The organism is Thermosediminibacter oceani DSM 16646, assembly GCF_000144645.1.
Lineage (GTDB): Bacteria > Bacillota > Thermosediminibacteria > Thermosediminibacterales > Thermosediminibacteraceae > Thermosediminibacter > Thermosediminibacter oceani.
The window spans coordinates 1,362,191-1,382,795 of the sequence record NC_014377.1 but is presented as its reverse complement, the minus strand read 5'-3'; the positions used below and the strand labels follow the sequence as shown (position 1 = coordinate 1,382,795).

The window sequence follows — 20,605 nt, the reverse complement described above, 5'->3', positions numbered from 1 at the left end:
ACCCCGATTATGTATATTAATGAAAATATTGTTTATACTCTATAATAAAGTATTTGAATCGGAATTGGAGGGTTCAGGTATGTCCCGACGCAAAAATCAGGCAAATTCCGAACCTGAAAAGGAACTCGAGAAATTAAAGGAAGAAGTTGCAAAGGAACTGCATCTCGACGACGACATAAGGGAACGCGGATGGGAAAACTTGACCACACGGGAAGCGGGTAAAATAGGCGGGCATATGGTGAAAAAGATGATAAATCTTGCTAAGAGGGAAATTGACAGGGAAGACGGGAAAATAGATATTGAAGATAAAAACGATGAGTCTGGAAATAGATGAACTAGATATTTAAAGAAATAAGGCGATAATTTGTGCATATACTGCATAAACGCTTATAATAGAAGTTCATTATTTTTGACATCGGCTAAATTATCATGTATACTATGAATTGTCGCAAGGGCGGATAGCTCAGCTGGGAGAGCACGTGCCTTACAAGCACGGGGTCACAGGTTCGAGCCCTGTTTCGCCCACCAAAAAAATATGCGGCCCAGTAGTTCAGTTGGTTAGAACGCCAGCCTGTCACGCTGGAGGCCGAGGGTTCAAGTCCCTTCTGGGTCGCCATATTTTACCAGCCTTGGTAGCTCAGTTGGTAGAGCAGAGGACTGAAAATCCTCGTGTCGGTGGTTCGATTCCGCCCCAAGGCACCAGATATGTGCGGAAGTGGCTCAGGGGTAGAGCATCGCCTTGCCAAGGCGAGGGTCGCGGGTTCAAATCCCGTCTTCCGCTCCATTTTTTATTTAAATGGCGGCATAGCCAAGTGGTAAGGCAGAGGTCTGCAAAACCTTCATCCCCAGTTCGAATCTGGGTGCCGCCTCCAATTAAATAGCCTCCAATTAAATAAAAGAGCCGGGATGGCGGAACTGGCAGACGCACAGGACTTAAAATCCTGCGGGTAGCAATACCCATACCGGTTCGATTCCGGTTCCCGGCACCATCGAAAATCATAAAATTTTCAATAGAAGATGACGATGAACCGTCATCTTTATTATTTTGCTCTTTTTCACTCCTTTCGGTTTTGAGCAATTTTAAGCGTTTTATATACCGTCCTGTGGGATCCTGCCAGAAATAAATGTATAATTCACCTGTATCGGGGTTAAGTCGTAATTGACGTATAAAATTTACTGCCATTCTTTTTTCTCTATTAGAGGCCGTATAGGACGTTAAAACCGATTCTAAATTATGCAACCTCTCAAGTATTGTAGCTTCATCAATTCTTTTTGCCTCCGGTGATTCTTTCTACATTTTTTGTAATTCCTCCTCTAGAGACAGTTTTTTTTTAAGCTGATCTAAAAGTATAGGGATAATTGGTGCCCAAATGGTGCCCAAAAAGTTTATTTTTAAAGTATGGTATTAATTAGAACGGATGTTTTTGGTAATGAAAGCCTTAATTTTCATGATATATACGGAATACACTACATTAAAAAATATTATTATCAGGCTCTCATAATGCGCAGGTCAGGTTCAAATTCCACTATTAGCTTCAGAGAACAAAAGGTTTCCGGAATTTTCTCGGAAGCCTTTTTATTTAGTTCCCGTTCTTCCATAAATACTCCAGGGATACCCACCCTTTGCAATGTCTTTTTCACTTTAATTAAGTAGTGTGAACGAAACTGTGACTTATCATAATTTTAGAAAATATATACTTAACAAAAATATACATAATGATATAATTTTTACAGGAATGGAAAAATTTAATATACTATTTGGGGAGGGAATCCATATAAAATAGAATGCTAAAACCCTCTTTTTCTGAGGGTTTCAGCAACTTATTAAATTAAGAAAGGAGAGATGGTAAATGAAAAGAAAAATCTTATCACTACTCATGATCGTGGCAATGTTATTGATAAATGTAACTGCTCTGGCTGCTGAAAATGATCGTGTTCCGCTCACGGCTGAGGTGATATCTCCGGAATTCCCTGATGCCTATATCATGGTAGAAAAGGTCGCGGCAAAAGATATTGAGGTTACGATTGATGGAAATGATATTAACGTTAGAGGTACTACAAAGGAAGCGCAAGATTTTGTGCGTAAGTATATTGCCAATAATACTGAATTGAAGAAAAAGCTTGCTTCGAATAAAGGAAAACTCGTTGGTATAGTATCAGCCACAGCTTTCGTTGAAGAGACGTACGAGATAGTAGACGACAAGGTTGTCGTTACAAACAGCAGGCTCCTTTCAAAAAACGAAGTAGATGTTATCGGCATTGAAAACTTCAAGCCATTGGAGACACCAATGGTACCGCAGGCCACTTTTACTCCCAAAACCAGTCAGAGGGGCACTTTGACAATTACATTCGAATGCTTCGATCTCTCGTATGGTAGCACTGCCCACTATGAGCTCTTTGGTGATGCACATTGGGATGGATTCTACTTCTTCTACGATCCTAAGAATAATCCCGCCATTGGTGAGGATTTCTTCGGCTTCGCATGGGGAGGCGACTTTGATTATGACGATACAGATATATCCGCTACTGCTTGGTGGGATAACGGCCAGCGCCAGACTGTATACCTAGCTAATGCCGAACCTAATGCAGGTATCGTGTGGTCATTTGAGGAGTACCTGTATGTGCCTAACCTTTTTACATTGTATGTAGAAGATGTATATATACATACTTCCATCATTAAGAATAAAAAGACTGGCGACGGCAACACGACCGCGGCAATTCTCAAATATATTCACACATATCAAGACGTTACCGGCACCATTGATATTAGCGCTGGCCCTGACGGTGTAGGTGCAGGCTTCACCCTTAGTGGGACTCCTAATCAATGGAGCCTCGTTGCTACTATAAGCGGTCTTTACTACTAAAACGTTTTAATGTAATAAGTTTGCCATTTGTTTGGCAAGCAACCGTAATGATTACAGTGGCTTGCTACTTACGAAATTTAGTAACCTACAGCCTCCGAAAAATATATAATAGAAGGAGGTAATTAATAGAGGGAGGTAATGATTTGAAAAAGGGCACATTAATTTTAGTCATCGCAATCGTATGCGTTTTTGCTATTAGTATTATTTCTATATTTATAGTTAGAAATAATAATCTTTCACCATATGATTTCTTAGTGAAAAAATTGGAATATGAACATGGTAAACCAACTGAAATGCTTTATCAAGCAAATATAGATGAAGGGGAATATCTTATTTTCTATAAAGATCAAAGAGGAATTGTTGCCTGTGCCATTATTAAAAAAAAGCTTTTCTCATATAGTTTATTGACAATCAGTTCGGGAATATGGCCGACAAACAGTGAAAATCCTGCCAATTTTAGATTCACCTCATACAAGTACAATAAAGGTAGGGCATGGATAAGTTGGGGTATCATCAGAAATAGCTCTGTCGCCAAAGTACTATTTGACGGTCAGGAGGCGACGATTGTAGAAGCTAAAGGTCTGCGGATTTGTTATATTACAGGCAAAGGAGAGCCTGATGACTTGGTTTGGGAACTCCTTGATGGGCAAGGTCAAACTATCAAAAGCTACGGCAAGTAACTCCATTAGCATTCGCAATGCGCAGGTCGTGGGTTCGAATTTCACTATCAACAGAGAACATATAATGTATCAGGAAATGAATCGAGGATCATAAAAACTCCACACAAATGGCGAAAAAAGCCATTAAAGGGAGGTTTATCTTTACTAATTGTTGTTCACTTCGGTTCATTGGTCAATATTTTTTACTTTAACCTCTTGCATAAAACGAGGATAGATGCTATAATAACATCTGCAAGTTAAATTTTTGAACTTATGAGACAATCTTATAGCTTCGGGACGATTCCGGTTCCCGGCACCAGGTAGTGGGCGCTTAGCTCAGTGGGAGAGCGCTTCCTTGACGCGGAAGAGGTCGTAAGTTCAATCCTTACAGCGCCCACCATTTTTATGCCTGAAAAAAGGCTCTTTTTTTATGCCAGAATTTAGGTCAGCTCCCTTCTTTTTGTTGTATAAGGGTTCGTGGCAGGGACATATAATATTTATAAGTTAGTAAGGGAGTGACCTCAATGCGTTTTATAACCATTGGAGTTATAGAACCGATCGACGGTTTTGAACATAGATTGCGCGCGGAATTTGAGACTCTAAAGGAAAAGGGAATGGAGGCGATTCTGCGCAGGGAAAAGGTAGGAACTTCGATTTTTTATCACTGCGCAATAGAAGATGATTTATTTACTTATATCGCCGAAATGCTGGCAGACCTAGTAATCGACTTTTGGGAGCCCAAGCTTTTAAAAAGAATTATCAGGAAATATTTTTATTTTGATAAGAACGAACAAACAGCGATTTTTAATTTTGCCAGGAGGATATTAAATTTTTCTTATGGCAAGGATAAAAGCTCGCAAAATCTCTCAAAACGAAAGACGATTGTGATACATAAAATTCTGGATCACTTGAATAACTGCAACACGATAATTCTGGACGGATTTATAAATTTCAGGTTAAAAGAGTACATCGAGCATCTAGAAGAAGTCGTCGACAAGGCCATCGACGAGTACCTGATGGAAAAAGAATACCGGGAATTTATAAATTTACTCAGGTTTTTTGTGGACCTTCATGAGCCAAAAGAAGAATTGGTGCATATTCTGGTCAAAAACGGTCAATTTCTCCTACTGGATAGAGATATGAAGCCAGTGGACAAAGATAAAGGTATAGACACCATAGCAAAGGAAAACCCCGATCTTAGCCTTGACGATATCGCATTGAGCATCCTTATTAATCTGGCCCCCCGAAAGATCATAATTCACGGTTATACCGGCCTGGAAAAAAGTGAAGTTATAAGTATAATTTATAACATTTTTGAGGGCCGGGTTTATTTTTGCAATAACTGCGAAATCTGCCTGGCTTCGAAACCAAAGCAAAAGTGAAATTTTGAGCCCTACGGGCTCTCAGACTGTCGACAAAGTAACTGTCGACAGTCTTTTTTTGCAAAAGGTAGTACAAAAATCATCAGCTTTTTAGTAAAATTAAAGAAGATACAAAAATATTGTGGGGCGATGAAATGTTAACGAAGAAAAATAGAGAAATAATAAAGCAAGTAGAATTAGTAAGCATCGATAGCCTGGTGCCTCAAGACCATCTCCTTAGAGCTGTAGAAGAAAGCATCGACTTTAGTTTCATATATGAAGAAGTAAAAGACCTATATAGCGAAAATACAGGAAGACCTAGTATTGACCCGGTAGTGTTAATTAAGCTACTCATGCTCCAAGCATTGTATGGAATCCGCTCCATGCGCCAAACCATCAGAGAAGTAGAAGTCAATGTAGCTTACCGTTGGTTTTTAGGCTATGGATGTTTATTGCATAATTAAAATGGACAGAGTTGCAAAATAAAATCCCCACTTTTGCAACTCAAAAATCCCCAAATTTGCAAAGGTCATTGCAGGCACCCCTAAAAACCTTTACCCTTGTAGTTAGGGAAATCTTAACTGCAAGGGAGGATTGGAGGATGCTCACAATGACCCATATTGATAATATCAGAAAAGCGTTCTTTATGAAAGGGCAAAATATCAGCGAGATAGCCCGGGAATTCCAAAAAGACCGAAAAACTATACGCAAGTATATTTATCAAGAAGACTGGAACACCAGGGTTAAAGTTGAAGAAGTTAAACATACCTTCCCAAAACTCGACCCTTTCAAGGCGGATATAGATCAGTGGCTTGAAGAAGATAAAAAAGCTCGCAAAAAGCAGAGGCATACCGCCAAAAGGATTTATGACAGGCTCTGTGAAAAATACCAAGATAAGTTTAACTGTTCTTACCGCACCGTAGCAGGCTACGTAGCCATGAGAAAAAAAGAATTGTACCAGGACAACTCATGTCGTCTGCCGCTGGAACATATCCCGGGTGAAGCGCAGGTGGATTTCGGTGAGGCAGACTTTTACGAAAACGGGACGCTGCATCACGGATTTTATCTGAACCTGTCGTTTCCCTACAGTAACGTAGGATATACCCAGCTTTTCAAGGGAGAAAACCAGGAATGCCTGTTTCAGGGACTTAAGGACATATTTGAACACTTGGGGGGAGTACCCCGTAAGCTATGGTTTGATAACGCCAGCACTATCGTGAAACTCTCGAAAAATGGAGAGCGCAAACTAACCGACGCCTTCCTGAGGTTCAAGCAGCACTATGGTTTTGAAGCGGTATTCTGTAACCCTGCTTCCGGCCATGAAAAGGGTAATGTGGAAAACAAGGTGGGATACCACCGGCGCAACTTCCTTGTCCCGGTCCCCAGGTTTGAAAAGCTGGAGGATTTTAACCGCGAACTTTTACGATTGTGCGACCGGGACATGCACCGCGAACACTACCGGAAGGAGGCATCCATAGCCGAACTTTTTAATGAAGACCGTAAGGCTCTGCTTGAGCTGCCTACCGTTCCTTACGAGGTAGCCGGTTACATAACAGTCAAAACCAACGCCTACGCCAAATTCAGCTTGAACGGTGGAAAGCACCTATACTCTACCGCCCCCAAATACGCCAACAGCCGGGTGCTTGTAAAGATAACAGCCCATGAGGTCATACCGCTGGATGAGAGCCACCGGGAAATCGTGCGCCACCGGCGGCTTTACGGGGACAACAAGCAAGAAAGCATGGACTGGCTGCCATATCTTACCCAGCTTTCCCGCTGTCCGGGAGCCCTTAAGTATTCGGGAATATACAGCATGCTGCCGGACCCACTCCGGGAATACCTCGACGGCTTAAGCAAAAGTGAGCGCGGCAAAGCGCTCAAGGCTTTGGCTGTGCTTTGTACCAAAAGCAGTTTTGAACAGGCTGTGAACGCTGTAGCCGAGGCTCTCCTTTACGGAGTGCAGGATTTAGACAGCCTCGTAGCCATCCATAACAGGATAACGGGTATAACCCCGCAGTTGGAGCCGGTAAAGATTCCGGAAGGGGTTCCTGAACTCACTGCATTCCGCTTCAATGCAGAAGACTATGACAAAGCCTTTCTGAAAGGCGGTGCCAATTTATGCTGAAGGACGAAATCGCCGCCTGCTGTAAAGCATTAAAACTCAGCCGCAATCTAGTGGAAAACTGCGACAAGATCGAGGCTCAAAGCCATGAAGAATACCTGCTGAAGCTGCTAAGATTAGAACTGGAGCACAGAGACGCAAGCCGAAAGGACAGGCTTTTGAAAAATGCGGGCTTTTACACGATAAAGACCTTTGCCGGCTACATATTCGATGAAATCAAACTCCCGCAGGGGCTTACACCGCAGGACCTAAAAGATTGCAAATTTCTCGAAGAAAAGAAAAACCTGATCCTTTACGGCAACGTGGGAACCGGCAAAACCCATCTTGCCACCGCCATCGGTGTGGAGGCCTGTAAAAAAGGCTACAACGTAAAGTTTTTCCGCACTGCAGCGCTGGTAAACCGGCTGGTGGAAGCCCGGAAGGGAGGTGAACTTTCCGGGTTACTGAAACAGCTTTCCAAACCAGATCTTCTGATCTGCGACGAATGGGGCTATGTTCCTTTGGACCGCGAAGGAGCGCAGCTACTTTTCAGGTGATTTCGGACTGCTATGAACGTCGCAGTGTAGTAATTACCACTAACCTGGAATTCAGCCGCTGGGCGAGCATTTTCTACGATGAGCAGATGACAGCAGCAATGATTGACCGGCTAATACACCACAGTTACCTATTGATCTTTGATGGTCAAAGCTACCGGATGAGGCAATCACTCATGAGGCAATTAAGTTAACATAAAAATTCCCCACCGGTGCCTGGGGAAAAACCTTTGCAAAAATGGGGAATTTCCTCTTGCAAAAAACAGCTATGGATTACAAGAAAAAATACCTCACTTTTCAACTTTTGGAAAAAACTATGAACGGCGGTTTAAGGAAAGTGATCTATTTGAAAAGATATTCGAGCGGGTGTTGATGGAAGCAATAGAATGCGGGTTTGTTAAAACAGATGCAGTATTTATCGATGCTACTCACATAAAAGCCAGTGCCAATAAGAATAAATATATCGAGAAAGTCGCTAAGCAACGGACTCAAAAATATAAGGAAGAACTTTTAAAAGAAATCAACGCCGAACGGGAAGCAAACGGTAAAAAGCCCTTTGAAGAAGAAGATGATGATGACGATAACAACAAAGGAGAAAATAGCTCTAAAAAAGTCAGGGTAAGCACCACAGATCCTGAAAGTGGGATGTTTCAAAAAGGGGAAAAAGAGCGCTGCTTTGCCTACACAGCTTCTGTAGCCTGTGACCGGAACAACTTTGTCCTTGGTGTCAAAATAGCACCTGGAAATGTTCATGACAGCCAGGTATTCTCCGATTTATTTCAAGAAGTAAACGATAAATTTTCTAAAATAGAGGCGGTAGTGGTTGATGCAGGCTACAAAACCCCCGGGATATGCAGAGAAATCATTGAGGCAGGAGCGCTTCCCGTTATGCCCTACAAGAGGCCGATGACCAAAGATGGCTACTTTAAAAAACGCGAATACGTCTATGACGAATATTATGATTGTTACATATGCCCCAACAACCAAATATTAGAATACAGCACCACCAACCGGGCGGGATACCGGGAATATAGGAGCAACCCCCAAATATGCTGTAAATGTCCCATGCGCCTACAGTGCACCAAAAGTAAAAATTACACAAAAATCATAACTCGGCATATATGGGAGCATTACATAGAAATAGCGGAAGATATAAGACACACCCAATGGGGTAAAGAACTATACAAAATGCGCGGCCAGACCATCGAGCGGGTATTTGCCGATGCGAAGGAAAAGCATGGCATGCGCTATACAAATCTACGAGGCTTGAGGAAAGTTGGACATTACCTCACGCTTCTTTTCGCATGCATGAATTTAAAAAAGCTGGCTTTATGGAAGAAAAGACGGGGAACGTTTCCGCCAACAGTCCCCGCTTTACATTCGTTTTTCTTAAAAATTTTCTTCGCCTTCAACAAAAAGCCGCTTTTAGGTTATGCATCCTAAAAGCGGCTTTGTCTACAAGCTGTGAGCCCTACGGGCTCTTTTTTTACTGGCTATTTGACGGTATATATGTTATATTATTTTTCGAAACCAATTCTAAGGGAACAAAATGCGGGGTAGAAATGATGAATTACAACTACTTAATACTGCAGTTAATACTGATGCCTTTTATCGGAGCTTTTATAGGCTGGGAGACTAATGTGCTCGCAATTAAGCTCATATTCCGGCCATTAAAACCGGTGAGAATCCTCGGGTTTCAGATGCAGGGCCTTATTCCCAAGAGGAGAGCTGAGATTTCAAAAAATATAGGTGAAACCCTTGAAAAAGAAGTCCTGTCTTCCGACGACATAGTGGAGCGGTTGACCTCGGATAATATAAAGCGGCAGATACTAAGCAACCTTAAAAATATTGTGGAGGAAAAAGCTAATGAGAAACTGCCGGCTTTCATACCCCAGCCTTTAAGAACAGGAATAACGGCTTACTTGAAGGAAACCGTAGACCGTCACGGAGAAGATATCTTCGATGAATTGAAAGTAAACTTAGCAGCGAAGATCAGAGAAGAGGTAAAGCTCGGTCGGATGGTGGAGGAGAAAATCAATGCCCTCGACCTGGAGCAGTTGGAAAATCTGATAATAAAACTTTCCAGGAAAGAACTCAGACAGATCGAGATCCTCGGCGGAGTCATAGGATTTTTCATAGGGGTGGTGCAGGCGGTGTTCTCATACTATGTAAATTTTTTGAGGTAAAACTTGACTTTAACTTTTCATGAGTTTATAATAGATAAAAATCAAAAATATGCGGACGGTGAAGAGAAGAGTAGGCTTATGATTTCTCCCAGAGAGGGGCCGGTAGCTGGAAAAGCCCTGAGAATAGTAAGCTGAAGACCACCTCGGAGTCCTAAGACGGCATCTTTATGCCATAAAGAGTTTCAATTAGGGTGGAACCACGGGAGCAACCTCTCGTCCCTTTCGGGGCGAGAGGTTTTTCGATTTTGACCAATTAATCGGAAAGAGGGGGAAACGATGCAGGAAACGGTTAAAGTCGTGTTGAAAGGAAATGAGGAGAGGGTTTATCCTAAAGGGGTCACAGTGATGGATATAGCCCAAGACTTGGGGCCGAGGCTTGCGAAGGAGGCCCTCGTGGCTAAGGTTAACGGCGTTATCGTGGACCTGAACCATCGGATAGAAGAAGATTCAAGTGTTGAAATACTTACCTTTGAAGACGAAGAGGGAAAGGATGCGTTCAGACACAGTACATCTCACGTTATGGCCCAGGCCGTGAAGAGGCTTTTCCCGAATGTAAAGCTCGCTATCGGACCTTCTATTGAAGAGGGTTTTTACTACGATTTTGACAGAGATGAGAGTTTTACTCCGGAAGACCTGGAGAGAATCGAAAAGGAAATGGAGAAGATAGTAGCCGAAGACCAGCCCTTTATCCGGATGGAAGTATCTAGGGAAGAGGCCGTTAAAATATTAAAGGAGATGGGAGAACCGTACAAGGTCGAATTGGTTGAAAATCTGCCCGATGATGCTAAGATAAGTTTTTATAAAAACGGTGAATTCATCGACCTGTGTGCCGGTCCTCATATACCTTCCACGGGGAGAATAAAGGCCTTCAAGTTGACAAGCCTTGCGGGAGCCTACTGGAAGGGCGACTCGCGCAACAAGATGCTCCAGAGGATTTACGGCACATCGTTCCCCAAAAAATCCATGCTGGATGAGTACCTCAAGAAACTGGAAGAAGCTAAAAAGAGGGACCACAGAAAGCTCGGAAAGGAGCTAGGGCTCTTCAGCATGCACGAAGAAGGGCCGGGATTTCCGTTCTTCCATCCCAAGGGTATGGTGCTGTGGAACACGTTGATAGATTTCTGGAGAAAGGAGCACCAAAAGAGGGGATACCAGGAAATCAAAACACCCATCATATTAAACGAGGAGTTGTGGAAGCGCTCTGGGCACTGGGACCACTATAAGACCAATATGTACTTTACGCAGATTGACGGTGAAGGCTACGCCATAAAGCCCATGAATTGTCCCGGAGGTATACTGGTTTACAAGAGTGATGTTCACAGCTACAGGGAGCTCCCGCTGAAATTGGCGGAATTGGGTCTGGTTCACAGGCACGAACTTTCCGGCGTGCTGCACGGCCTCATGAGGGTAAGGAGCTTTACCCAGGATGATGCCCACATATATATGATGCCTTCGCAGATCGAACAAGAGATTTTAGAGGTAATAAATCTGGCCGACCATATATACAGAATCTTCGGTTTCGACTACCATGTGGAGCTGTCCACCAGACCCGAAAATTCCATGGGCCCCGATGAACTATGGGAAAGGGCTACTGCCGCCTTGAAGAACGCTCTGGACAAAAAAGGGCTTCCTTATAGGATAAATGAAGGTGATGGAGCTTTTTACGGGCCAAAAATAGACTTTCATTTAAAGGATAGCATAGGGCGTACCTGGCAGTGCGGTACGATACAGCTGGATTTCATGATGCCGGAGCGCTTCGACCTTACATACATCGGTCCGGATGGAGAAAAGCACAGGCCTGTGATGATTCACCGCACCATTTTCGGCAGTCTGGAACGCTTTATCGGAATACTTATAGAACACTACGCAGGAGCTTTTCCGGTATGGCTCGCACCGATTCAGGTCAAAGTGCTCCCCATAAGCGAAAAATTCATGGACTACGCCCGTAAGGTAACAGCTGAACTGGAGAACAGTGATATCAGGGTGGAACTGGACGAAAGAAACGAGAAGATCGGCTATAAGATCAGAGAAGCCCAATTGCAGAAGATACCTTACATGCTGATTGTGGGCGAGAAGGAAGCTGCCGAAGGCACGGTTTCGGTGAGGGTCCGCGAAAAGGGCGATGTGGGGATGAAGAGCTTGAAAGATTTCATCGAAGAGGTAACAACACGGATTAAAAATAAGGAATAAATACAAAATAATTGACATAGTTAAATACCGTGTGATATATTAAATAACGTGATATTAAAAACGAAATAAAGAGTACTTGAAAAGCAGAAGAATTCATCTTCTCACCTTATGGCGAAAGCCTATAAGGTCTCTATGGCAATTAGGGCAGGTGGATTCTTCCTGCCCTTTTATTTATTTATCTTTGGAGGTGAACAGTATTACCAAAGAAAAAGAACTGGAGGTCAATTACGAAATAAAGGCCCGGGAGGTTAGGGTTATCGACGTCGACGGGAAACAGCTGGGTATAATGCCGCTGAAAGAAGCCTTAAAGATCGCGCAGGAAAGACAGCTTGATCTGGTTAAGGTGGCTCCCCAGGCGAAACCGCCTGTCTGCAAGATAATGGACTACGGCAAGTACAAGTACGAGCAGAGCAAGAGGGAAAAAGAAGCCAGGAAGAATCAGAAGGTCATCAGCATAAAGGAAATCCGTATGAGCCCCAATATAGAGGAGCACGACTTCCAGGTCAGGGTTAAAAATGCCCTCAGGTTTCTAGATGACGGCAACAAGGTGAAGGTCACTATAAGATTCAGGGGTAGGGAGATCACTCACACACAGCTGGGGGAGGAAGTCCTCAAAAGGCTAGCGGATAGCGTCAAGGAAAAGGGTATAGTAGAAAAACCCCCGGTTATCGAGGGGAGAAACATGGTTATGATACTTTCTCCAAAACAAAATACGTCTAAGGAGTGAAGATACATGCCAAAAATAAAGACTCACAGGGGTGCTGCCAAGAGATTTGATCTTACGAAAAAGGGGAAAATTAAAAGAGCCAAGGCAAATAAAAGCCACCTTCTGGCTCACAAGTCCCAAAAGAGGAAGAGGCACTTGAGAAAACCTGCCTTTGTAAGCAAAGCCGACTACAAGCGCATCAAACAGCTCATTCCATACAAGTAAACTTTGGAGGGGATAGGATATGGCAAGAGTAAAAAAGGGTGTTACAGCGCGCAGAAGGCATAAAAAGATTTTAAAGCTCGCGAAAGGGTATTATGGGGCAAAAAGTAAGCGGTTTAAAATAGCCAATCAGGCGGTTTTAAAATCCCTGATGTATGCTTATGTGGGCCGTAAGCTGAAAAAGCGCGATTTCAGGAAGCTCTGGATTACGAGAATAAATGCAGCCGCCAGAGCCAACGGCCTGTCTTACAGCAAATTTATAAATGGCCTCAAAAAAGCGGGTGTCCAGATAAACCGTAAAATGTTAGCCGAAATGGCCATACACGATCAAGGTGGATTTACACAACTCGTAGAAATTGCTAAAGCTAACATAAAATAAAAAGCGGCTTCGGTCGCTTTTTAAACTTTTAGGAGGCGATCGAAAATCAAAGCGATCTCAGTTGGCCTTCGGTTGAAATTAAGACCCGCTCAAATACTCGTTCTGGGATTTGCTACGGTTATCCTTGTAGGTACCGTTCTACTTTCGCTGCCCGTGGCCTCTAGAAACGGTGAGACTGTGGGATTTTTAAACGCTCTTTTTACAGCTACATCAGCTGTGTGCGTGACCGGGCTCGTGGTGGTAGATACCTATACTCAGTATTCTCTGTTCGGACAAATCGTAATAATGCTTCTCATACAAATAGGCGGCCTGGGATTCATGACGATGACCACGTTAATATTTCTAATCCTGGGCAAGAGGATCACTTTGAGAGAGCGCTTGGTCATGCAGGAAGCGTTAAATCAGCTGACTCTCGCCGGGGTAGTGAAGCTAACCAGGTACATCATTTTTACAACCCTGATATTCGAGGCTGTTGGAGCCCTGCTCCTTTCTCTGCGTTTTTCTAGGATTTACGGAGTACCTAGGGGGATATATTACGGAATATTCCACGGGGTGTCGGCGTTTAACAACGCAGGATTTGACCTTATAGGGGACTTCAAAAGTCTTACTCCCTTTGTCGAGGATCCATTAGTAAATATCGTGATAATGGCCCTGATTATTTTTGGAGGTCTGGGGTTCTCGGTAATATACGACGTATTTACCACAAGAAATATTTACAAGCTGAGCCTTCATTCAAAAGTGGTACTAACCATGACGGGGCTTCTTCTGGTGGTAGGTTTTCTGGTTATATATGCCCTTGAGCACACAAACCCCAAGACCCTCGGTAGTCTTTCGCCGGCAGGAAAAATACTGGCAGCAGCTTTTCAGTCGGTAACACCAAGGACCGCAGGATTTAATACAATAAGTTTGTCTGATATGTCGCTGGCCGCCAAATACTTTACGATTTTCCTCATGTTCATCGGTGCTTCTCCGGGTTCTACAGGCGGCGGTGTAAAAACTTCCACTTTTGCTTTAGTTTTAATGATGATATATTCGGTAATTACATCTAAGGAAAATGTTGAAATATATAAAAGGCGCATTCCCATGGATAACCTGTTTAAGGCTGTCGTAATAATGTTAATAGCGCTTTTACTAGTCCTTACCGTTTCGTTTTTGCTCACGATTACAGAGAGGGCCGATTTTATGTCTATACTATTCGAAACTGTGTCGGCCTTTGGAACTGTAGGTTTAACCCTGGGGATCACACCGCACCTGAGCGATGCCGGGAAAGTGCTTATTATCTTAACTATGTTCAGCGGGAGGGTAGGTCCGCTCACGATCGCGCTGGCCCTGGCCAGCAAAAAGAAAACGGCTATAATGAAATATCCTGAAGAGAGAATATTGGTTGGCTAATAACAGGAGGCGACTGATTTGAAACAGTTTGTAGTAATAGGCTTGGGGAGATTCGGATCGAGTGTTGCGAGAACGCTTTACAAACTCGGCTATGATGTATTGGGGATAGACAGCAATGAGGAAATAGTACAGTCTCTGGCTGATAGTATCACGCATGCGGTCCAGGCCGATGCAACCGATGAGAATACGCTAAAAGCCCTCGGGATCAGAAACTTCGATGTCGGCATAGTTAGCATAGGCGACGATATTCAGGCTAGCATATTAATTACCCTGATTCTAAAGGAGATGGGATTGAAATACGTCGTGGCTAAAGCCCAGAACGATTTACACGGGAAGGTGCTGTATAAAATCGGAGCCGATCGGGTGGTATTCCCCGAGAGGGATATGGGTATACGGGTTGCTCATAATTTGGTTTCTTCCAATATATTGGACTATATAGAACTTTCTCCTGATTTTTCCATAGTGGAGATTAAAGTCCTGCCCGAATGGTACGATAAGACCCTGAGGGAATTAAATATGAGGGTAAAGCATGGATTGAACGTGATGGCCATCAAGCGCAATGAAGATGTTATCGTATCTCCCGGGGCCGAGGATTTTATAAAAAAGGGAGATATTCTGGTAGTGGTCGGCAAGAACAAGGATATAGAAAAGCTTGAAAGATACATTTAGCTGGTGATACTCTGATGAAAAAATTTGTGGTGATAGGCCTCAGCACATTCGGGATCAGTATAATAGCAACCCTGATGAAGCTGGGGTATGAGGTTCTGGCGGTTGATAAAGACGAAGACCGGGTGAAGGATTTATCAGAAATCATAAATAATGTCGTCATCGCCGATGCGACCAAGGAAGAGACCCTGAAGGCCCTCGGAATAAAAAATTACGACGCAGTAATAGTAAGTATCGGCCAAAACTTTCAGGCGAGCGTCTTAATCACCATGATGCTGAACGAGATGGGTGTAAAAAAGATAATCGTCAAGACCGACAACGAACTTTACAGCAGGGCTTTAAAAAAAGTCGGTGCCAACGTAGTCATCTTCCCCGAAGGCGATATGGGTTCCAGGATCGCAAAAAGCCTGCCGTATGATAATATACGGAATTTTGTAGAACTGGCCGAAAATGCCTGCCTTGCGGAAATCGGTGTTACCAGGGATATGAGAGGAAAGACCCTTAGAGAGCTGAATCTATCGCAGAGCTCCAGGATTAACGTCCTCGGTATAAAAAAGAACGGCTGGATTGAAATTATGCCTTCTCCCGACGAAGTTCTTTCGGAGGAAGATACGTTGTTAGTTCTGGGCCCCGGAGAGAATTTATGCATTCTGGGTGACCGAATATGATGCTTGAATTGCCTTCAAAAAGGCAAATTAAAATGATTCGGGCACTGGCCCAGCTTAAAAATTACAGGAAAAGGCACGGGCTTTTTTTGGTGGAAGGGCTCAGGGCAACGGAAGAAGCGTTGAATTCCGATTACTTGGTTGAATTTCTGGTGGTATCCGATGACTTTTTAGAGCGGCACAGAGAAAAAATAAAAGAATACGAAAATATAAAGGTCTATGAGGTGCCGCGAAAGGTATATGATACTCTGTCGGATACGGAAGCCCCACAGGGCATAATGGCTGTAGTCAGGATGAAAAACCATGAACTGACAAGCATTTATGAAGATAACTTCCTGATTGTGGCGTTGGATGGAATTAAGGATCCGGGCAATATAGGTACCATTATCCGGACGGCTGACGCTGCAGGTGCCAGCGGCATCCTGGCAGGCAAGGGCTGTGTCGATATATACAACCCCAAGGTAGTAAGGTCTACCATGGGTTCCATATTTCACCTGCCGGTCATTGAAGGAGTAGACCTTCCGGTAGTACTACACGAGTTATCCCAAAAAAGGGCGAAGATAGTGGTTACCCACCTCGGTGCAGAAAAAAGCTATTTTGACGCGGATTTAACAGGCCCTGTGGTGCTGGTGTTCGGCAGTGAAGCCGAGGGCGTTTCACCTGAAATCCTGAAAATCTCCACCGAAGTGGTGAAAATTCCCATGCCTGGAAAGGCGGAATCTCTCAATGTTGCAGTAGCCGGCGGAATCGTGCTGTTTGAAGCGGTGCGCCAAAGAAACCACCCCTTTCCCTTGTAAAACTAAAGCAGCTGTGTTATAATTATCGTAAACGAAGAGAAAGGGCGTGGTCTTGTGCTGACCGCCGACTTTTTTTGGAGTATTTTTGAAGCCACGGGTTCGGTAGTGGCTTACCTGATATATAGAAGGCTAATTCTGCAATAGAAAGGCTATGAAGGAGAGAGTAGGCAGGGGAACCTTTCAGGGAGAAAGAGCCGTAGACTGGAAGCTCTTTTAAGGTGAAGCTGCCCAAGTTCACTCTGGAGCCGGGAGGTTGAATCTAAGTAATCCTCTCCGGTTTTCCCCGTTAAAGGAAGAAGAGGGTTTATTGCGGATATAAACTGAAAAAGGGTGGTACCACGGGAGCGTGAGCTTTCGTCCCTGAGTGGGGGCGAAAGCTTTTTTAGTATATAATTATATTTCAGAGGAGGTAGAGGCGGTGAAGCAAGAACTTATAAATTTGCAGGAAGAAGCTCTTCGTGCTCTTGAAAGGGTAGGTAATCTGGAAGAGTTGAACGATTTGAAAATAAAATTCCTGGGCAAAAAAGGAAAGCTTACCGTTATCTTGAGGGGAATGGCAGACCTAAAACCTGAAGAAAGACCGGCGATAGGTAAACTGGCCAACGAAATAAAAGAGATGCTTGAAGAAAAATTCTCCCGAAAATCCCTTGAACTAAAAGAGGCCTTAAAGCAGGAACGGCTAATGAGAGAGACCATTGACGTAACGATCCCCTCGAAAGTGGCACTAGGGCATAAACATCCCCTTACCCTGGTATTGGACGAAATAAAAGAAATTTTCATGGGGCTGGGGTATGAGATAGTGGAAGGGCCGGAAATAGAGCTGGATTATTACAACTTTGAAGCCCTTAACATACCTAAAGACCACCCGGCCAGAGACATGCAGGATACCTTCTATATAACGGAAGATATTCTGCTGAGAACACACACATCGCCTGTACAGGTCAGGACTATGGAAAACAGAAAGCCCCCGATTAAAGTCATAGTCCCGGGTAGGGTTTACCGCTCCGACGAGGTTGATGCGACGCATTCGCCCGTCTTTCATCAGGTGGAAGGGCTTCTGGTCGGGAAAAACGTGACCATGGCCGACCTAAAGGGGACGTTGATAACCTTTGCCAAATTATTCTATGGCGAAGAGAGGATGGTGAGGTTCAGGCCCAGCTATTTTCCTTTTACAGAGCCCAGTGCCGAGATGGATATATCCTGCATAGCCTGCAATGGAAAAGGATGCAGGGTGTGCTCCTATACGGGTTGGCTGGAGATACTGGGTTGCGGGATGGTTCATCCCAATGTGTTGAAAAACGCGGGCTATGACCCGGAAGAATTGACGGGATTTGCCTTCGGAATGGGGATAGAGAGGATCGCCATGCTAAAATACGAAATTAACGATATGAGGTTGTTTTTCGAAAACGACCTGCGCTTTTTAGAACAGTTTTAGGTCAGGGAGGGAAGACCATGAAGGTATCTCTAAAATGGATGAGAGAATATGTAAATTACGACGGCAGGCCGGAGGAACTGGCGAGAAGGCTCACCATGTCGGGCTCAAATGCAGAAAGTATAGAATATCCGGGGCGTGACATAAAAAGCGTGGTGGTCGGCGAGATAATAAAAATCGGAAAGCACCCCGATTCCGATAAGTTGCTTGTCACAAAGGTTAATGTCGGGCATCGGGTGCTTCAGATAGTTACGGGAGCCCGGAACATCAAAGAAGGCGATAGGGTTGCGGTTGCCCTGCCGGGAGCAGTTATTGAAGGCGGCATAGAGATCAAAGTTCAAAGTATAAAAGGGCTGGAATCGCAGGGAATGCTATGTTCCGCGAAGGAACTGGGGCTTGATGACAGCGGATTGCCTGAAGACGTGAAAAACGGACTTTTGATCCTGCCCGAGGATGCGCCGGTAGGAAATGATATTAAGGATTACATAGGGCTGGAGGACGTCGTTATAGACTTTGAAATAACTCCCAACAGGCCCGATTGTTTGAGCATCGTCGGAATGGCAAGAGAAGCCGCCGCTACCTTCAATATTCCTTTAAATCCGCTTTCAATTAATCTGAAAGAAGAATCGGTCGAAAAGGTTCCAGACATAGTAAACGTGACGGTGGAAGCCGGGGACCTGTGCAAACGTTATATCGCGAGGATAATAAAAGATGTGAAAATAAAGCCCTCGCCTCTCTGGATGCAGAGGAGGTTGCAGGTATGCGGAATACGCCCGATAAACAACATCGTGGATATTACCAATTATGTGATGCTGGAACTGGGTCAGCCCCTTCACGCTTTTGACTATGACAAACTGGCGGGTTGTTCAATAATAGTGCGCAGGGGCAAAAAGGGCGAGACGATAACCACCCTGGACGGCAAGCTGAGGGAAATTTGCGAAGACACACTGGTAATAGCCGATAAAAAAGGCCCTGTAGCCTTAGCGGGGATTATGGGGGGAGCGGAAACCGAAGTTACGTCGGAAACCAGGACCGTACTCCTGGAATCAGCCAATTTCTGGGGGCCTAACATCCGGCGGACATCAAGAAAAATGGGCTTGAGGACCGAAGCATCCCAGCGCTTTGAGAAAGGTCTTGACCCGAATCTGGCAGCGGTAGCTGCTGAAAGAGCCTGCGAGCTGATTGAAAGGCTGGGGGCCGGTAGGGTATTGAAAGGGTGTGTCGACGTATATCCGGAACCCGTGCTTCCCAGAAAACTACCTCTGCGGGTTGACAGGATAAATGCCCTTTTGGGCACCGAGATTTCAAGACACCAAATGATCGACATACTGGAACGGCTGGGAATTAAATCTCTTGAAGAATCCGATCAAACCTTTGTCGTCATTCCGACGTTCCGCGCTGACATTACCCAGGAGGCGGATCTGGCGGAGGAAATCGCCAGAATTTACGGATACGACAACCTTCCTTCGACTCTGCCGGGTAGCATAGCTACCTGCGGTAAATTGAACCGCAATCAGAAACTTACGAACGAGATAAAGCAAACCTTGATGGGTTGCGGCTTTTCGGAGATTTACACCTATTCTTTTATAAGCCCTAGCGCTTTCGACGCTTTGAGAGCACCGGAAGACCATGAAGTCCGCAGGGCTGTCAAAATAATAAACCCTCTTGGCGAGGAGCACAGCATAATGAGAACCACACTGCTGCCCGGCATTCTGGAAGTGATAAAGCTTAATCTTAACCAGAAACGGGAAAGCATCAGGATTTTTGAATTAGGAACTGTCTACATTCCCAGGCAAATACCTTTAAAGGAATTGCCTGTTGAGAAGAAAAAGCTGGGTGTGGCTATATGCGATGAGAATTTGGATTTTTACTACCTGAAAGGTGTAATTGAAACTCTTTTGCTTAAATTAAAAATACGCGGAGCTGTTTTTTATCCCGGCGAGCATTTTTCCCTGCATCCGGGAAGGACTGCGACAATCTCCATCGACGGCGAAATCGCAGGTTTTATAGGAGAGGTTCACCCCGACGTAATGGAAAATTACGGTATGGAAGACAAGCGGGCTTATGTAGCGGAGCTGGATCTGGACCTTTTACTCGATAGATCCCAAACGGAGGTTAAATTCAAACCGTTGCCAAGATTCCCGGCAGCGGACAGGGATGTGGCTATAGTTGTAGAAGAAGGCGTAACCGCCGGTAGCATAATGGAAGCAATAAAGGAGGCCGGCGGAGAAGTGCTGGAAAATGTTGAGCTGTTTGACGTATACAGAGGAAATCAGATACCGGAAGGATATAAGAGCCTTGCTTTTTCTTTGACGTACAGGGCAAAGGACAGGACGCTGACTGATGAAGAAATAAACCGGTTGCACGGCAATATTACGGAATGCATCTTGAAGAAATTCAACGGCCGCCTGAGAGAGTAGAGTACGGGGAG

The 20,605-nt window shown here is 44.3% G+C and carries 17 protein-coding genes, 7 tRNA genes, 2 pseudogenes and 1 other annotated feature; all 26 genes and pseudogenes read left to right on the top strand.

From position 1 onward, the window contains the following. Positions 1–79 precede the first annotated feature (79 nt). The 26 genes and pseudogenes from TOCE_RS07125 to pheT all read left to right on the top strand — a co-directional run bounded on the left by TOCE_RS07125 (position 80) and on the right by pheT (position 20,594). Positions 80–334: an alpha/beta-type small acid-soluble spore protein gene (locus tag TOCE_RS07125; RefSeq protein ID WP_013276199.1), complete on the top strand. Its 255-nt coding sequence runs from the start codon at positions 80–82 to the stop codon at positions 332–334. Positions 335–452: 118 nt separating this feature from the next. Beyond that, positions 453–528: transfer RNA gene (locus tag TOCE_RS07120), tRNA-Val, on the top strand. 11 nt (positions 529–539) lie between these two features. Next, a tRNA-Asp gene (locus TOCE_RS07115) sits at positions 540–616 on the top strand. Between the two features lie 10 nt (positions 617–626). Beyond that, positions 627–702: transfer RNA gene (locus tag TOCE_RS07110), tRNA-Phe, on the top strand. A gap of 7 nt (positions 703–709) precedes the next feature. Continuing rightward, positions 710–784, top strand: a tRNA-Gly gene (locus TOCE_RS07105). Positions 785–798: 14 nt separating this feature from the next. After that, positions 799–872: transfer RNA gene (locus TOCE_RS07100), tRNA-Cys, on the top strand. A gap of 28 nt (positions 873–900) precedes the next feature. Further along, positions 901–989, top strand: a tRNA-Leu gene (locus TOCE_RS07095). Positions 990–1,850: 861 nt separating this feature from the next. Further along, positions 1,851–2,864, top strand: coding sequence for a hypothetical protein (locus TOCE_RS07090; protein WP_013276197.1), 1,014 nt, complete (start codon positions 1,851–1,853; stop codon positions 2,862–2,864). A 143-nt stretch (positions 2,865–3,007) separates the two neighbouring features. Continuing rightward, positions 3,008–3,544 (top strand): hypothetical protein, encoded by a 537-nt coding sequence (locus tag TOCE_RS07085; RefSeq protein ID WP_013276196.1) that lies wholly within the window; start codon positions 3,008–3,010, stop codon positions 3,542–3,544. Positions 3,545–3,848: 304 nt separating this feature from the next. Then, positions 3,849–3,923, top strand: a tRNA-Val gene (locus tag TOCE_RS07080). Between the two features lie 124 nt (positions 3,924–4,047). Beyond that, positions 4,048–4,905, top strand: coding sequence for a putative sporulation protein YtxC (gene ytxC / locus TOCE_RS07075; protein WP_013276195.1), 858 nt, complete (start codon positions 4,048–4,050; stop codon positions 4,903–4,905). Between the two features lie 134 nt (positions 4,906–5,039). Then, positions 5,040–5,330, top strand: a pseudogene (locus TOCE_RS07070) (transposase); the annotation flags it as partial. 164 nt (positions 5,331–5,494) lie between these two features. Continuing rightward, positions 5,495–7,009 carry an IS21 family transposase gene (gene istA / locus TOCE_RS07065; protein WP_083768520.1) on the top strand — a complete coding sequence of 505 codons (1,515 nt, stop codon included), beginning with the start codon at positions 5,495–5,497 and terminating at the stop codon, positions 7,007–7,009. Beyond that, positions 7,003–7,733, top strand: a pseudogene (gene istB, locus TOCE_RS07060) (IS21-like element helper ATPase IstB). The gene istA and the pseudogene istB overlap by 7 nt, the downstream one beginning before the upstream one ends. A 1-nt stretch (position 7,734) precedes the next feature. Continuing rightward, complete coding sequence (locus TOCE_RS07055) at positions 7,735–8,982, top strand: IS1182 family transposase (protein WP_187286598.1); 1,248 nt, start codon at positions 7,735–7,737, stop codon at positions 8,980–8,982. Positions 8,983–9,101: 119 nt separating this feature from the next. Next, positions 9,102–9,725: a DUF445 domain-containing protein gene (locus tag TOCE_RS07050; RefSeq protein ID WP_245523111.1), complete on the top strand. Its 624-nt coding sequence runs from the start codon at positions 9,102–9,104 to the stop codon at positions 9,723–9,725. Positions 9,726–10,001: 276 nt separating this feature from the next. Next, the gene (gene thrS, locus TOCE_RS07045; protein ID WP_013276192.1) at positions 10,002–11,915 is read left to right on the top strand and encodes a threonine--tRNA ligase; all 1,914 of its coding nucleotides are present in this window, start codon (positions 10,002–10,004) and stop codon (positions 11,913–11,915) included. 196 nt (positions 11,916–12,111) lie between these two features. After that, a complete protein-coding gene (gene infC, locus TOCE_RS07040) occupies positions 12,112–12,642 on the top strand; it encodes a translation initiation factor IF-3 (protein WP_049817954.1) in 531 nt (176 codons plus the stop codon). A 6-nt stretch (positions 12,643–12,648) separates the two neighbouring features. Then, complete coding sequence (rpmI, locus tag TOCE_RS07035) at positions 12,649–12,846, top strand: 50S ribosomal protein L35 (protein ID WP_013276190.1); 198 nt, start codon at positions 12,649–12,651, stop codon at positions 12,844–12,846. 19 nt (positions 12,847–12,865) lie between these two features. After that, positions 12,866–13,222 (top strand): 50S ribosomal protein L20, encoded by a 357-nt coding sequence (rplT, locus tag TOCE_RS07030; RefSeq protein WP_013276189.1) that lies wholly within the window; start codon positions 12,866–12,868, stop codon positions 13,220–13,222. A gap of 72 nt (positions 13,223–13,294) precedes the next feature. Beyond that, a complete protein-coding gene (locus TOCE_RS07025; protein WP_013276188.1) occupies positions 13,295–14,614 on the top strand; it encodes a TrkH family potassium uptake protein in 1,320 nt (439 codons plus the stop codon). 18 nt (positions 14,615–14,632) lie between these two features. Next, the gene (locus TOCE_RS07020) at positions 14,633–15,283 is read left to right on the top strand and encodes a potassium channel family protein (protein ID WP_013276187.1); all 651 of its coding nucleotides are present in this window, start codon (positions 14,633–14,635) and stop codon (positions 15,281–15,283) included. A 14-nt stretch (positions 15,284–15,297) separates the two neighbouring features. Further along, positions 15,298–15,948: a potassium channel family protein gene (locus TOCE_RS07015; protein ID WP_013276186.1), complete on the top strand. Its 651-nt coding sequence runs from the start codon at positions 15,298–15,300 to the stop codon at positions 15,946–15,948. Further along, positions 15,945–16,742, top strand: a complete 798-nt coding sequence (locus tag TOCE_RS07010; RefSeq protein ID WP_013276185.1) for a TrmH family RNA methyltransferase — start codon at positions 15,945–15,947, stop codon at positions 16,740–16,742. Before TOCE_RS07015 ends, TOCE_RS07010 begins: the two co-directional genes overlap by 4 nt. 142 nt (positions 16,743–16,884) lie before the next feature. Then, positions 16,885–17,107 (top strand) — a binding site (T-box leader). 74 nt (positions 17,108–17,181) lie between these two features. Next, positions 17,182–18,177, top strand: a complete 996-nt coding sequence (gene pheS, locus TOCE_RS07005) for a phenylalanine--tRNA ligase subunit alpha (RefSeq protein ID WP_425358479.1) — start codon at positions 17,182–17,184, stop codon at positions 18,175–18,177. Positions 18,178–18,194: 17 nt separating this feature from the next. Continuing rightward, on the top strand, positions 18,195–20,594 hold the full coding sequence (gene pheT / locus TOCE_RS07000; protein ID WP_013276183.1) for a phenylalanine--tRNA ligase subunit beta: 2,400 nt from the start codon (positions 18,195–18,197) through the stop codon (positions 20,592–20,594). Positions 20,595–20,605 lie beyond the last annotated feature (11 nt).

Excerpts from the sequence above, each read along its gene's own strand:
- thrS (WP_013276192.1), top strand. The coding sequence starts at position 10,002 with ATGCAGGAAACGGTTAAAGTCGTGTTGAAAGGAAATGAGGAGAGGGTT.
- pheT (WP_013276183.1), top strand. The coding sequence starts at position 18,195 with ATGAAGGTATCTCTAAAATGGATGAGAGAATATGTAAATTACGACGGC.
- TOCE_RS07015 (WP_013276186.1), top strand. The coding sequence starts at position 15,298 with ATGAAAAAATTTGTGGTGATAGGCCTCAGCACATTCGGGATCAGTATA.
- TOCE_RS07010 (WP_013276185.1), top strand. The coding sequence starts at position 15,945 with ATGATGCTTGAATTGCCTTCAAAAAGGCAAATTAAAATGATTCGGGCA.
- rpmI (WP_013276190.1), top strand. The coding sequence starts at position 12,649 with ATGCCAAAAATAAAGACTCACAGGGGTGCTGCCAAGAGATTTGATCTT.
- TOCE_RS07050 (WP_245523111.1), top strand. The coding sequence starts at position 9,102 with ATGATGAATTACAACTACTTAATACTGCAGTTAATACTGATGCCTTTT.
- istA (WP_083768520.1), top strand. The coding sequence starts at position 5,495 with ATGACCCATATTGATAATATCAGAAAAGCGTTCTTTATGAAAGGGCAA.
- rplT (WP_013276189.1), top strand. The coding sequence starts at position 12,866 with ATGGCAAGAGTAAAAAAGGGTGTTACAGCGCGCAGAAGGCATAAAAAG.
- TOCE_RS07090 (WP_013276197.1), top strand. The coding sequence starts at position 1,851 with ATGAAAAGAAAAATCTTATCACTACTCATGATCGTGGCAATGTTATTG.
- ytxC (WP_013276195.1), top strand. The coding sequence starts at position 4,048 with ATGCGTTTTATAACCATTGGAGTTATAGAACCGATCGACGGTTTTGAA.
- TOCE_RS07125 (WP_013276199.1), top strand. The coding sequence starts at position 80 with ATGTCCCGACGCAAAAATCAGGCAAATTCCGAACCTGAAAAGGAACTC.